Here is a 13678-nt window from a genome sequence, read left to right on the forward strand (position 1 = left end):
ATTAATCAAACACGACTGCATCTTTCAGCAATGGCTGTTGTAAGTCTTTCTCACTTGTCAACACCTCTTTGGGATCAATAGGCCATTTGATATCAAGCACTGGATCGTTCCAACAGACGCCAGCCTCAGCCTGAGGTGCATAGACATTATCAACCTTATAGGTAAAGATAGCCTCTTCACTTAACACCAGGAAACCATGGGCGAATCCACGAGGAATGAAGAACTGGCGCTTATTATCCTCACTCAATTCAACCATGACGTGCTTTCCAAATGTAGGGGAACTCTTACGGACATCAACAGCCACATCAAGCACACGACCTTTGATGACACGTACCAATTTTGCTTGTGCGAATTCACCTTTTTGATAATGCAGTCCACGGAGCACACCATAGGATGACTTAGACTCATTATCTTGGATAAAATCCACATGACCGATATTGGCTTCGAACTCTGATTGTTTCCATGCTTCGAAGAAATAGCCACGCGCATCATTAAACACTTTTGGTTCAATTATAAAGACACCCTTTATTTCTGTTTCAATAAAATTCATCACTTTTTCCGTATTCTTGTTTCAATGGTGCAAAGGTACGACTTTATATTCAGATAAGATAAGATTTTTGCATTTTTTATTTGCCCGATTCAGAAAAAAGCCGTACCTTTGCAACGTGAATGTACTTGAAAGACATATAGAGATTTTATTGTTGAGCAATGATTGTGTCATTGTTCCCGGTCTTGGTGGCTTTATGGCACACCATGTTGATGCCCGATATGACGAGACAGACGGCACTTTCCTGCCACCACTTCGTACGCTGGGTTTCAATCCCCGTCTTACGATGAACGACTCTCTGCTCGTTCAATCATATATTGAAGCTTACGACATCAGTTACCCCGAAGCACTCAGACGCATCGAGGCTGAGGTTGCTGAGATACGTCAGCATTTGGAATCAAAGCGTGAATACGAGCTTAACGACATTGGTATCCTTCGCCTCAACCAAGAAGGAAATTTGGAATTTGAGCCATGCGAGGCAGGCATTCTGACACCATATCTTTATGGTCTCAGTTCTTTTGAGATGTCCCCACTCGTCGTAGAGACAAAGGTTCCTGTAGAAACACCTCAGAATGAAGACACAGCAAAGGTTCCTGAAGAAAGTGCTATTACCATCAAGATGTCATGGTTGCGCAATGCTGTTGCAGCAGCAGCAGCTATTATAGCATTCTTCATGATTGGCACACCTATTTCAAACGGTGACAGCGCCATGGAGATGCAGCAAAGTGCTTTCATCGCCATCCCTCAGCACACCATTATCTCACAGCAGCAGACTGCAGACGACATACAGGAGACACAGACCGTTTCCAAAGAAGATGCCAAAGACAGCATCTCTGCTGATGCTGATATAACCACAGAAGAAACCTCTTCAAAATCCACATACTGTATTGTATTGGCAAGTCAGGTAACCCAGAAGAATGCAGAGATCTTTATTGAGAAACTCAGCAAAGAAGGCTACTCTGAAGTCCGGTTAGTGACCAGCAAGAGCAACATGCTTCGAATTGTATATGGCAATTATGCCAGCGAAACAGAAGCAGCCAACTCGTTGCGCAGTCTTCGCAATAAGAGCGATTACTTCGAACAGTCATGGGTATTGGAGATTAAAGACTAAGCAACCCCCTTTTAAACACTTGTAGATGAAGCGCGTACGCTGTCCGAAATGCGAGAACTATATCACATTTGACGAGACCAAATACACAGAAGGTCAGTCGTTGGTATTCCAATGTCCAGAGTGCAATAAGCAGTTTGGCATCCGCATTGGCGTTTCCAAACTTAAGAACACACAAAAGGAGGAAAACAGACAGATGGCAGACAGCAACGCTTCAACAGGAGAAACACCCTGCGGCAGTATTGTTGTTATCGAGAACGTGTTCCACTACAAGCAAATCATTCCCCTGCAGATGGGCGACAATGTTATCGGACGCCACCAGAAAGGAAACCCTATTAACACAGCTTTCGAGACAGTAGACCCCAGCGTAGACTTAAACCACTGTACCATCAATGTAAGCCGAGACAAGCAAGGCAGATTAAAGTATATCCTGCGTGACAACAACAGCAATACTGGTACATTCGTTGAAAATGTTGAGATTCCACCTCGCGAGCGACGTGTCATCGAAAGCGGCACCCTCTTCACGATTGGTGCAACCAGTATTATCCTTAAGGGCCCCGACGAAGAAGATTAAAGACAACCAAACATAAAAATAAAAAAAATGGAGGCATTCAATTGAACGTCTCCATTTTTAATATCCGTTTCCTTTACAGGTTTTTATTCAATGTCTCTTTCCAAGCGGCATAAGCAGCTGCATATTCTGCACGATGCTTCTCGTCTGGTTCAATAACCTGCAACTTCTCCAAGGAAGCGAAAGCCTCATTTGCATCCTTATAGATACCAGCACCCATGCCTGCGCCCTTGGCAGCACCAACAGAGCCATCTGTATCATAGAGTTCAATTGTTGCTCCACTTACACCTGCCAATGTATCACGGAACAGTGGGCTTAAGAACATATTGGCCTTGCCTGCATGAATCTTCCTGATATCCATACCCATCTGCTGCATGATTTCCATACCATAGCAGAATGAGAAGACAATACCCTCCTGGGCAGCACGTACCAGATGAGCCTGTGAGTGCTTATTGAAGTTCAACCCGTTGACTGAGCAACCGATTTCACGATTCTCAAGCACACGCTCTGCACCATTTCCAAAAGGAACGATTGTCACGCCATCACTACCAATAGGAGCCTGAGCAGCCAAATCGTTCATCTCTGCATAACCAATACCAGGAGTAATATTACGGTGAACCCATGCATTCAGGATACCGGTACCATTGATACACAACAGTACGCCAAGACGAGTCTGGTCAGCCTGGTGATTAACGTGAGCGAATGTATTAACGCGTGATTTAGGATCATAGTTAACGTCACCCAGCACGCCATATACCACACCTGAAGTTCCTGCTGTTGCAGCAATCTCGCCAGGATTCAACACATTCAAAGAGAGTGCATTATTGGGCTGGTCACCACCACGATAAGTAATTGGAGTTCCTGCCTTCAGTCCCATTTCTGCTGCAGCAGCCTCAGATACAACGCACTGCTCAGAGAAAGTTGGCACGATATCAGCTATCAATGACTGATCAAATCCATAATAGTCAAGCAAGAATTTGGCGACCTGATTCTCCTTGAAATCCCAGAACATGCCTTCAGACAAGCCACTCACCGTTGTGTTAGCAACTCCTGACAGACGCAATGCCAGATAATCACCAGGCAACATCACCTTATATATTTTATTATACAGGTCAGGTTCATTCTCCTTAACCCATGCCAACTTAGCTGCAGTAAAGTTACCTGGAGAATTCAGCAAGTGCGACAGGCACTGCTCACTACCCAGATCACGGAAAGCAGCTTCGCCATAAGGCACAGCACGTGAATCACACCAGATAATAGCAGGACGCAAAGGCTGGTAGTTCTTGTCTACGCAAACCAATCCATGCATCTGATATGAAATACCAATGGCCTTAATTTCTTCAGCCTTAGCGCCACTTTCAGCCATAATCTTCTTCAATGAGAGTTTTGCATACTCCCACCAAGAGTTAGGATCCTGCTCGGCCCAACCTATTTTAACAGCCATAATAGGTGCTTCCTTTTCTGGGAAGAAAGCAGAAGCCACACACTTGCCGCTATCGGCGTTGACTAATGATGCCTTGACAGAAGAACTGCCAACATCAAATCCTAATAAATACCTCATTGCCATTTATTTAAAAATTATTTCTTTACCTTAATTTATACGTCAAAAACGTCTTTTTCCCTAAAATATTTTCCAATAAAGACAAAAAACACTTTTATTGTTATTTTTTTTCTACATTTTGTGCTCATTTCATTTTTTTTATATACCTTTGCACGTGATATATCAACAAAATAAGGTTAAAACGATTAAAATCATATTCATATATGAAAAAGAAAATTCTAATACTTGACGACAAAGAGACCATTGCAAAGGTCCTCTCGATTTACCTGATGAGCGACTACGATGTACAGTGGTTACCTGATGGATTGCAAGGTGTTAAATGGCTTCAGGCTGGCAACACACCAGACCTCATTATCTCTGATATCCGCATGCCGGGTATGCGAGGTGATGATTTCTTGGAGTGGATTAAGCAGAATGAGTTATTCAGTCACATTCCCGTCATCATGCTCTCAAGTGAGGACTCTACCAGCGAGCGTATCCGTCTGTTGGAAATTGGTGCTGAGGACTACATTGTGAAGCCCTTCAACCCCATGGAATTAAAGATCCGCGTCAAGAAGATTTTGCCGAACTAAGATAGATTATGGTTGGTGTCGTATATATAGGTAATAATCCCCAGTCAGAAGAGCGTTTGAAGTATCTGCCTGGAAAGCATGTCATTTTCAAGAAAGACTATTCAGAGGCCGCTAGCGAGTGTAACACACGCAAGCTCTACGACCACTATATTATCTTCCTAGAGAAGACATCTCCTGGATATGATACGGCAGCCATCACCTATCTGAAGCAGAACTGCCCAGGCATTTACATCATCCTGCTCACATCTGGTTTGTCAAGTGAAGAGCGAAAGCAATACCAGCAATGCGGCATTAACGACACGCTTGATATCAACGCTTCTGTAACGGTTATCAGCAAGAAGCTACAGTTTGTATGCGACAGGGAAGACATGCTGTTTGACACAGTAGTCACCAAGAGGAACCTGCTCCAGTTTAAGATTCCTGTATGGAAACGTCTCTTTGACATTTTCGTTTCATCTTTGGCCATCCTTGTCACATCACCAATCATGATTATCACAGCGATTGCCATCAAATTGGAGAGTCCTGGTCCTGCCCTATTCAAATCAAAGCGTGTTGGTACCAGTTACCAGATATTTGACTTCCTCAAGTTCCGTTCTATGTATATGGACGCAGAAAAGCGTCTGCAAGAACTGAGCAAGACAGGAAATCAGTATGCCAAGAAGACAGACAACGACAATACCACCACAGAAGCATCATCGTTCAGCAATTCCGCTGCAGAAGACGAGATGATGGCCAAGTTAGGGCTTGAATCAAACATGATGATCAGCGATGACGAGGTTATGCTGATTGGTGATGATTTTGTCGTAGCAGAAACAGATTTCAGCAAGCAGAAAGAAGAAGACATCAACAATGCCTTTGTAAAAATCGAGAACGATCCACGCGTTACGAAAGTTGGACGTTTCATCCGTAAATACAGCATTGACGAACTGCCTCAGCTCTTCAACATCCTGAAAGGCGACATGTCTGTTGTCGGCAATCGTCCTCTCCCACTCTATGAAGCAGAGAAGCTTACTGCCGATTCTAGCATTGACCGTTTCATGGCCCCTGCAGGACTCACAGGTCTGTGGCAGGTAGAGGAACGCGGCAAGGGCGGCAAGATGTCTGCTGAGGAGCGCAAACAACTTGACATTATCTATGGCGAGACCTATTCTTTGGCACTCGACCTAAAGATTATATTCCGTACCCTCTTTGCCTTTGTGCAGAAAGAGAACGTATAATATCTATTGCGAAAAAACCTACATCTATGATAAAATACCTATTTACTATAGCCATATCGTCTCTGTGTCTCACGGCTTCCGCCCAGTCTGCCGATGACAGCGGAATCAGTGCAGGTTTCTTTGACTCAAGTCAGGAGAAGGATATCAGCTTCTCAGAATTCAAATTACCACCATTGGCTGTGTTGTTTGAAAATGCAAAGTCAAATCCTACCATTTTACAATTTGCGAAACAGCAGGAAATCGCTCAAGCTGAAGTGGCAAAGCAGAAAAAACACATATTCTCTTATGTCAGCGGATCTGCGAGTGCCAGCTATGGTTTATCAGACATTTGGAGTGGCTCTCAAGGCACAGGCTATGGTTCTGGTATGGTATGGCAACCTCATTCTAGCGAACAAAGTTATTGGAATGTTGGTGTAAGTGTTAGCTTACCTTTAGAAGACATTTTGGATTTAGGCCCATCTGTCAAGCGCAAGCGCCTAGAGGTTGAAAACATCCAAATTCAAAAAGATGCCGCATACGACCAACTAAAATTACAAATTGTTACCCTCTATATAAAAATCACCAATAATTTGGTAGCCCTGAAATCTGCTGGTGAAAGTGCCGCAGCATCTCAAGGTGCCAGTTCACTCAACGAGGTAGAATTTCACCACGGAAGCATGGAGATTGAAACCTATGCTAATACAGGCCAACGTAGTATGGAAGCAGTCAACACTTATCAAGCACTATTAACTGAAATTACAACCGACATTGTAACTCTTGAAATCCTGACTCATACACCTATCATAACCAACACGACTACCGATATCACGCTTGACTCTACCATAGAAAAATCTCGGAGGCAAATCGCCAAGGAGAATCGTGCAGTAGAGAAGCGCATCAAAAAAGCTGCAGAAGAAGAAGCTAAACGTGAAAAAGAGATTCTTAAACAGGAAGAGAGAGAAGCAAAGCAAGCCGAAAAAGAGGCGGCAAAAGCAGCAAAAGAAAAAAACAAATAATATCATCAACTTTAGTTATTGAACAGATGGATATATTCAGATATATTGTTAGATTCTTGTATAAGATTCGTTGGTATCTCGTTGTTTTGCCAACGATAGCATTGGTTGTCGCATGGTTTATGACACGCAATACAGAACGTGTTTACGATGCGAGAACAACAATCTATACAGGTATGATTACGGGATATAACATTGAAGGTGGAACAGGTGCTGCTGGTGGAAATCCACAGACAAACATTATCAACCTCATGTTGATTATCCAAACAGATAACACGATTCATGAGGTCGCTCTGAAATTATTTGCGCGCTGCATGATGTATGGGAACCCCAACAAGGACAATAATTATATCACAGCAGAGCACTTCCGTCAACTGAATGCGAGTGTACCTCCAGAAGTAAAGGCACTCATCAACCCACAAAACGAGTTAGAGACTTATCGTAACTTGAAAGCCTACGAGCGTCCCTCGCAGGATAATTACTTGTTTGGTCTCCTCAACTATCATCCATATTTTAGTATCAATAGTATAACAAGTCGTCTAAAAGTATTACAGCTCAGTGGCAGTGACATTATCGACATCTCTTATTCCGCCAATGACCCTGGCATATGTTATAACACACTTGACATTTTAAATGAGGTTTTCGCCAATCAATACCAACAACTTCGTTATGGCGAAACCATGAATGTTATCAAGTTCTTTGAGAAAGAAGTAAAACGACTTTACCGAAACTTGACAACAGCAGAGAATGACCTCATTAAATATAATGTCAAAAATCGCATCATCAATTATGGTGAACAAACCAAACAGGTTGCAGGTCTTGAAGCGCAGCAGCAGGTAAAAAACAATGAGTTGCGTATGAATATTGCAACCACAGAGGCATTGATAGCCTACCTGAAGCAGCAATTAGGTAGTCGTGCAAAGATTATTGAATCCAATCAGGAATTCTCCGCATTAGTTCGCGATATCACCCGATTGCAATCACGTATTGCTAATCTTAAATTGATGAGCAGCGAAAATGGCGGAAACAACAATGAAGCCCAATTAGAGTTGTCTAAAGCAGAGCGTCAATTGGATGCTACCACCAAGAAAGTCAAGGAGTTAACCCAAACACTTGAAGGAGCAAATTACAATACCGACACAGGCATCAAATCCGCAGATCTTATTGATCGTTGGTTGGAACAAGTCATCCTATTGGAGAAGACAAAAGCAGAATTAAGTGCCCAAGATATCATGCAACAAAATATCGACCAGCAGTTCATTTTCTTCTCTCCGATAGGTGCAACACTGGATCGTAAGGATCGTCATATAGGTTTTATTGAAGGCAACTATATGGAGATGCTAAAAGCATTAAACTCAGCTCGTTTGCGCCAGCGCAACCTCCAGATGTCTACAGCTGTATTGCGTGTGCTTAACCCGCCCATGTTCCCGTTGAATGCACAGCCAACCAATCGTATGATGACTTTACTTGGTTCTTTCATGCTGGCTTTCGTTTTCACTGCAACCTATTTCTTCATCATTGAGATGCTTGACCGCACATTGCGTGATCGTATGCGCTCTGAACGTATCACACAAGTACCTGTCATGGGATGTTATCCCAAGGAGAGTACCCTGCGCTATCGCCGTTTCAATAAGACCATTAACGACATGGCGCTCCGCCAACTAAGCAAATCATTGCTTCCCAACTTCAAGGAAGGGCAGCAAAACGTACTCAATTTACTGTCAACAGATGCTGCCAATGGAAAAAGCTATATTGCTCAGGAGTTAGAGAACTATTGGCTCAGTTTGGGTTTGCAAGTACGCCGTCTTACCTACGACGAAGATTTCTTGGCCGAAGATAGTCGCTATCTGATGGCAACAGACATAAAATCAATTTGCCCAGATATTATGCCCAACGAGATTGCAATCATTGAGTATCCCAATTTGGATGACAACACAATTCCAACAGGTCTCTTAAATATGGGTACCATCAACTTAATGGTAACACGTGCAAACCGTACTTGGAAAGATGTTGATCAGAAAGCGCTTAAAGAATTACAGGCACGTCTTGAAAATAAGAATTCATTATTCTTATATCTTACTGAAGCACAACGCTATGCTGTAGAAGAATTCGTAGGGCAGTTACCGCCTTATACGAAATTCAACAACTTTATCTACAGATTATCTCAACTTGGCCTGACAGCTACAGAAAACAGCCATGCAAAATAGTAGAGTGTGTGACTATGAATACACTTAGAACTACATCAAGCAGTTTAAGCGGAGGAAGAGTTATCATACTCTTTCTCCTATTCATATTGGCAATATATGAACTCGTTACCGCAGGATTCAATGCTTTTGCGATTATTTGCATTCTACCAATTGGCGTATTATTTGTCATTACTTCTTTTAAGCAACGCATGTTTACCTTTTGGTTGCTTTGTTTTACAAATTATTTTATCCAGCTTAAAGATCTTACGCTCCCAATTCCCATGTCATTGCCTAATGAGATGTTAGAACTTCTCTTACTCGCATTAGCATTCATGGATGTGGCAGAATTAAAATTAGAGCGAACACTCAATGTTATGTTTGCATGTCTACTTATATGGAGTGGATATTGTACATTAGAGCTATTCAACAACACCTGTAACCTTGGACTAAACGTTGGAGGTTGGTATACCTCTGCCCGACTGATGGCCTTTCAATTGGTTTATGCCTTTTTGGTTTTTTCTCTATACATTTCCTCCCCAGAAATGCTCAAGAAATATCTTTTCCTATGGGGAGCATTAGCATTATTTGCGGCTTTTTGGGTATGGAAACAACAACGCTTTGGATTTACCAATGCAGAAAATCATTGGATTCAGACACGTGGCCGATCCACTCATATTTTGCAAGGTGGATCCTTGATTCGCTATTTTTCCATTTATAGTGATGCGGCAAACTTTGGAATAGGAATCGCGTCAACAGGTGTTGCATTTATTATCTTTGGCATCACCAGTAAAATCAAAAAGTTAAAATACTATTTTTTAATTACAGGCATTGCTTGTATTTGGGCAATGTTTCCTTCTGGTACGCGCACGGCAACCTTTTGTTTGGGTGCAGGATTTTTTACATACATTTTCCTTTCAAAGTCCATAAAAATCGCTATACCATTTACGATTATATTCAGTCTTTCATTTTTCATTCTTGCTTTTACAAACATTGGCCAAGGTAACCAACAAATTCGACGTATGCGCACAGCATTCGATCCCAATGATGCATCTGCTAGTGTACGAACAATAAACCAAACCGCCATGAAAAGATACATGAAAGAAGCACCATGGGGAATAGGTTTATTAAATGAAGTTCCTACCAACAATAAATATGCATATATGGCCACAGTTCCCCCAGATTCAGAATACGTATTCATATGGATACGTACGGGGAAAATAGGAATTACAGTATTCTTGATTACAACTATCATTATGTTAATAGGAGCTTGTTGGATTGTCCTATTTCGTATAAAAAGTCCATCACTCCGAGGAATTGGAGCTGGTTTTTGTTGTGCCTTTGTCTCCCAACAATTAGGAGGCTATGGCAATCAAGTTTTAATGCAGTTCCCCAACTGTCTGGTTTTTTATGGGGGCTTAAGTATAGTCTATGTATTGCCATGGATAGAACAAGAATGGATTGAGTGGGAAAATAAGAAATTAGCATTAATAGAAGAAAAGAAACGTATCAAAAAAGAAAAACGAGAGAAATCTAGAATAAAAACTTGGCTAAGTTGGAAATAATAATAATATCTATCATTACCATCAATTACAACGGGCTTAAAGACACCTGTGAGTTAATTGAGTCATTACCTTTAGAGGATAAGTCCATTGAGGTAATCGTGGTAGATAATGCTTCCGAGGAAGACGAAGCTACCATCATTACCAATCGTTATCCACAAGTAAAAGTGATTCGTAGTGAAAAGAATCTCGGCTTTGCAGGTGGAAACAATCTCGGCATCAAAGCTGCTCAAGGCAAATACCTTTTCTTCATCAACAATGATGTAATTCTCAAACCTCAGACTTCAGACATCAGACATCTTATCAGTCGTTTAGAGACTGATGACAAGATAGGGGCAGTTTGTCCGAAGATACGCTTTGCATGGGATGATTACCCAATTCAGTTCGCAGGCTATACCCCACTCTCTCGCTATACAATGCGTAACCGCTCGATAGGCTTTGGCGAAACAGACAAAGGTCAGTATGACACTGCTCACCAAACCCCCTACGCCCATGGTGCAGCCATGATGGTAAAACGTGAAGTTCTTGAAAAGGTTGGACTAATGCCAGAATGCTATTTCCTTTATTACGAAGAACTCGACTGGTCCATGATGTTCACACGAGCAGGCTATGCTATCTGGTACGAACCAGCCTGCACCATCTATCACAAAGAGAGCCAGGCAACTGGCCAAAACAGCCCACTAAAGACATATTACCTCACACGTAATCGTCTGTTGTTTGTTAAACGTAACATACAAGGACTACGTAGATATATTACATATACATATTTATTACTTGTTGTTGCTCCACGTGACATCTGCAGATACATCATGCATCGGCAGTTTAATCTTGCATCAGCCACGATAAAAGGTATTATCAATTATCAATTATCAATTTTCAATTATCAATTCGAGAAATGAACTTCTGGTGGATACTATATACAATTGATTGGGTACTGTTTCTGCCTGTTGCATTAACAGTAGCGTATATTCTGTTCTTTGCAATTGCTGCAATTTTCAGAACGTCCACGACTCCTCCCAAAGCAAAAGGACAGAACCGTTATATCATCCTAATCCCCGCATATAAAAGTGATGTTAGGATTCTTGAAACAGTCAACTCCATTTTAGGACAGACCTACACCCAAAGGAATTTTGATATCGTGGTTATCTCTTGTCATCAGAGCGAGATGATTAACATGCGATTAGCACAACTGCCCATCACACTGCTTACGCCCAATTTTGCGAGGAGCACAAAGGTCAAGGCACTTCAATATGCCATACTCAACTTGCCTCAGTTTAAGATATATGATGCTGTCATCCTTCTTGACGCTGGCAATATCGTAGAACCAGAATTTATAGAACAAGTCAACGATGCTTTCGAAGCCGCTGGTACAAAAGCATTCCAAACCCATCGTATGGCACGTAATCGTGATACGGCTATTGCCCGTTTAGACACGATTTTTGAAGAGATTAACAACACCATATTCCGCCGTGGTCATCAAGCTGTGGGTCTGTCGGCCTCACTCAATAGCTCTGGATCTGTCTTCGACTTTGCCTGGTTCAAGCGCAACATTATGAAGATTCGTTCTGCAGTTGGAGAAGACAAGGAATTGGAAGCATTATTGGTACGTGACAGCATATACATCGACTATTTTGAAGATATTCTCGTGTATGACGAGAAGACACGTAAGGTACATGATTTCAACATTCAGCGTGGTCGTTGGACCTATATCCAACTCCATAACCTGTTGAGCAATTTCCGTTTCATACCTCTTGCTTTCATGAACAGCCAGTATGACCTTGTAGACAAGATTATCCAATGGGCACTCATTCCTCGTACCATCATGATGGGCATCGTCTCCATCATGTGCCTCACCCTTCCCTTTATCTATTTCACGTTGGCATTAAAATGGTGGGCTATCACAGCCATCGCCATTTTTGCCTATGCATTAGCCACCCCTGACTATCTCGTTGATAAAAATTGGGATCGAGATTTCCTTCGTGCTCCTCTCATTACTATTGGTGCTCTCTTCAATATCTTCAGAGCAGGCCGAGACGAAACTGGCGCCCGTTTGGATGCCTTCAGTCACATCATTCATAAATTAAGAGCAAGAAAACAATGAACATACAGGTCATCATCACCATCATAGATGTCCTGCTATGGCTTGTCATAGCAGCCAACGTGATGTATGTCCTATTCTTCGCCCTTGCATCTCATCTTCCCAAGAAAACACATCTTCCATCAGCCATCTTGCGTCCCTTTGGTAGCAAGCGAGCAGAGCCCGAGCGCAGACATCAGACATCAGACATCAGACATCAAACATCTTTCCTCGTCCTCATCCCTGCATATCACGAGGATGCAGTCATCATCAATACGGTGAAGTCATTCCTCCAACAGGACTACCCCAAAGACCTTTACCATCTTTGTGTCATCTCCGACCACATGGATGTCTCTACCAATGAAAAATTGGCAGTCCTCCCCATCACCCTACTCCAACCCACCTTCGAGAATAGCAGCAAAGCCAAAGCTCTGCAATATACAGTCTCAAATGTCAGACATCAGACATCAGACATCTATGACTTTGTCATTATTCTCGATGCCGATAACATCGTTGCTCCAGATTTCCTATCACGTCTCAGTCAAATCGCCCACCCAGGTATTGCCATACAATGTCATCGCACTGCAAAAAATGCTAATAATAACATTGCAGCTTTGGATGGACTCAGCGAAGAAATCAACAACAGCATCTTCCGTCGAGGACACAACCGCATTGGTATGTCCTCTGCCCTGATTGGCTCAGGAATGTGCTTTGAATACAATTGGTTTAAATCCAATGTCACAAAACTAAATACTGTCGTAGAAGACCGAGAATTAGAAGCTCTGCTCATGATGCAAGGCATTTATATCCACTATGCAGAAAATATACATGTTCTAGACGAGAAAGTCAGCGATAACGACAATTTCCAGCGTCAGCGTCTCCGCTGGATGACAGGTCAGGTGCAAGCATTATTCCAGATGCTCCCTGATGTTCCCAAGGCCATCATCGCCAGAAATATCAATTATATCGACAAAACTATTCAGCAGGCCCTTATTCCCCGCTCTATCCTTCTTGCCCTCATCCCACTATTGTGTGTGATTGCAACCACAAGTTCATACATCTTCCATCTTCCATCTTCCATCTTCCATCTTAAATGGTGGTTTCTATTCATTAGCCTTTGTATCGCACTTTTTCTAGCGATACCAAAGCGTATGCACCGAAAAACTTTATTCAGCAAACTCATAGCACTCCCAGCATTAGTCTGGAAGATGTTACTAAATATCATAAAAATTAATCACAAAAACAAGAAATTCATTCATACCACTCACGATAAATAACGTATAAGCAT

12 protein-coding genes are annotated in these 13678 nt (G+C 42.2%); 10 read left to right on the forward strand and 2 right to left on the reverse strand.

The features are described 5' to 3' along the window. Position 1: 1 nt before the first annotated feature. Positions 2-550, reverse strand: coding sequence for a dTDP-4-dehydrorhamnose 3,5-epimerase (gene rfbC, locus L6468_RS08465; RefSeq protein ID WP_091819113.1), 549 nt, complete (start codon positions 548-550; stop codon positions 2-4). Between the two features lie 115 nt (positions 551-665). Between rfbC and L6468_RS08470 the strand changes: the two genes are divergently transcribed. Further along, positions 666-1658 (forward strand): HU domain-containing protein, encoded by a 993-nt coding sequence (locus tag L6468_RS08470; RefSeq protein WP_237792915.1) that lies wholly within the window; start codon positions 666-668, stop codon positions 1656-1658. A 25-nt stretch (positions 1659-1683) separates the two neighbouring features. Continuing rightward, positions 1684-2229 (forward strand): FHA domain-containing protein, encoded by a 546-nt coding sequence (locus tag L6468_RS08475; RefSeq protein WP_237792916.1) that lies wholly within the window; start codon positions 1684-1686, stop codon positions 2227-2229. 73 nt (positions 2230-2302) lie between these two features. Here the strand turns inward: L6468_RS08475 and L6468_RS08480 are convergent, their stop codons facing one another. Then, positions 2303-3793 carry a xylulokinase gene (locus tag L6468_RS08480; protein WP_237792917.1) on the reverse strand — a complete coding sequence of 497 codons (1491 nt, stop codon included), beginning with the start codon at positions 3791-3793 and terminating at the stop codon, positions 2303-2305. 197 nt (positions 3794-3990) lie between these two features. On the opposite strand from L6468_RS08480, the gene L6468_RS08485 reads away from it, so the two are divergent. Genes L6468_RS08485 through L6468_RS08520 form a run of 8 tightly spaced genes read left to right on the forward strand, consistent with a single transcriptional unit; the run spans position 3991 to position 13667 of the window. After that, positions 3991-4359, forward strand: a complete 369-nt coding sequence (locus L6468_RS08485; RefSeq protein ID WP_091819110.1) for a response regulator transcription factor — start codon at positions 3991-3993, stop codon at positions 4357-4359. 8 nt (positions 4360-4367) lie between these two features. Then, positions 4368-5576: a sugar transferase gene (locus L6468_RS08490; protein ID WP_237792918.1), complete on the forward strand. Its 1209-nt coding sequence runs from the start codon at positions 4368-4370 to the stop codon at positions 5574-5576. A gap of 26 nt (positions 5577-5602) precedes the next feature. Further along, positions 5603-6571, forward strand: coding sequence for a TolC family protein (locus L6468_RS08495; protein WP_237792919.1), 969 nt, complete (start codon positions 5603-5605; stop codon positions 6569-6571). 26 nt (positions 6572-6597) lie between these two features. Next, positions 6598-8775 (forward strand): GumC family protein, encoded by a 2178-nt coding sequence (locus L6468_RS08500; protein WP_237792920.1) that lies wholly within the window; start codon positions 6598-6600, stop codon positions 8773-8775. A gap of 14 nt (positions 8776-8789) precedes the next feature. Then, positions 8790-10316: an O-antigen ligase family protein gene (locus L6468_RS08505; protein ID WP_237792921.1), complete on the forward strand. Its 1527-nt coding sequence runs from the start codon at positions 8790-8792 to the stop codon at positions 10314-10316. Next, positions 10298-11212 (forward strand): glycosyltransferase family 2 protein, encoded by a 915-nt coding sequence (locus tag L6468_RS08510; RefSeq protein ID WP_431356684.1) that lies wholly within the window; start codon positions 10298-10300, stop codon positions 11210-11212. The genes L6468_RS08505 and L6468_RS08510 overlap by 19 nt, the downstream gene beginning before the upstream one ends. Beyond that, a complete protein-coding gene (locus tag L6468_RS08515) occupies positions 11209-12414 on the forward strand; it encodes a glycosyltransferase family 2 protein (RefSeq protein ID WP_237792922.1) in 1206 nt (401 codons plus the stop codon). Before L6468_RS08510 ends, L6468_RS08515 begins: the two co-directional genes overlap by 4 nt. Further along, a complete protein-coding gene (locus tag L6468_RS08520) occupies positions 12411-13667 on the forward strand; it encodes a glycosyltransferase family 2 protein (protein ID WP_237792923.1) in 1257 nt (418 codons plus the stop codon). The genes L6468_RS08515 and L6468_RS08520 overlap by 4 nt, the downstream gene beginning before the upstream one ends. Positions 13668-13678 lie beyond the last annotated feature (11 nt).

The sequence above is a fragment of the Prevotella communis genome (genome assembly GCF_022024115.1).
GTDB lineage: Bacteria > Bacteroidota > Bacteroidia > Bacteroidales > Bacteroidaceae > Prevotella > Prevotella communis.

Bases quoted from the DNA above. Each gene is read 5' to 3' on its own strand.
- rfbC (WP_091819113.1), bottom strand. From the start codon at position 550: ATGAATTTTATTGAAACAGAAATAAAGGGTGTCTTTATAATTGAACCA.
- L6468_RS08475 (WP_237792916.1), top strand. From the start codon at position 1,684: ATGAAGCGCGTACGCTGTCCGAAATGCGAGAACTATATCACATTTGAC.
- L6468_RS08480 (WP_237792917.1), bottom strand. From the start codon at position 3,793: ATGGCAATGAGGTATTTATTAGGATTTGATGTTGGCAGTTCTTCTGTC.
- L6468_RS08485 (WP_091819110.1), top strand. From the start codon at position 3,991: ATGAAAAAGAAAATTCTAATACTTGACGACAAAGAGACCATTGCAAAG.
- L6468_RS08490 (WP_237792918.1), top strand. From the start codon at position 4,368: ATGGTTGGTGTCGTATATATAGGTAATAATCCCCAGTCAGAAGAGCGT.
- L6468_RS08495 (WP_237792919.1), top strand. From the start codon at position 5,603: ATGATAAAATACCTATTTACTATAGCCATATCGTCTCTGTGTCTCACG.
- L6468_RS08500 (WP_237792920.1), top strand. From the start codon at position 6,598: ATGGATATATTCAGATATATTGTTAGATTCTTGTATAAGATTCGTTGG.
- L6468_RS08505 (WP_237792921.1), top strand. From the start codon at position 8,790: ATGAATACACTTAGAACTACATCAAGCAGTTTAAGCGGAGGAAGAGTT.
- L6468_RS08515 (WP_237792922.1), top strand. From the start codon at position 11,209: ATGAACTTCTGGTGGATACTATATACAATTGATTGGGTACTGTTTCTG.
- L6468_RS08520 (WP_237792923.1), top strand. From the start codon at position 12,411: ATGAACATACAGGTCATCATCACCATCATAGATGTCCTGCTATGGCTT.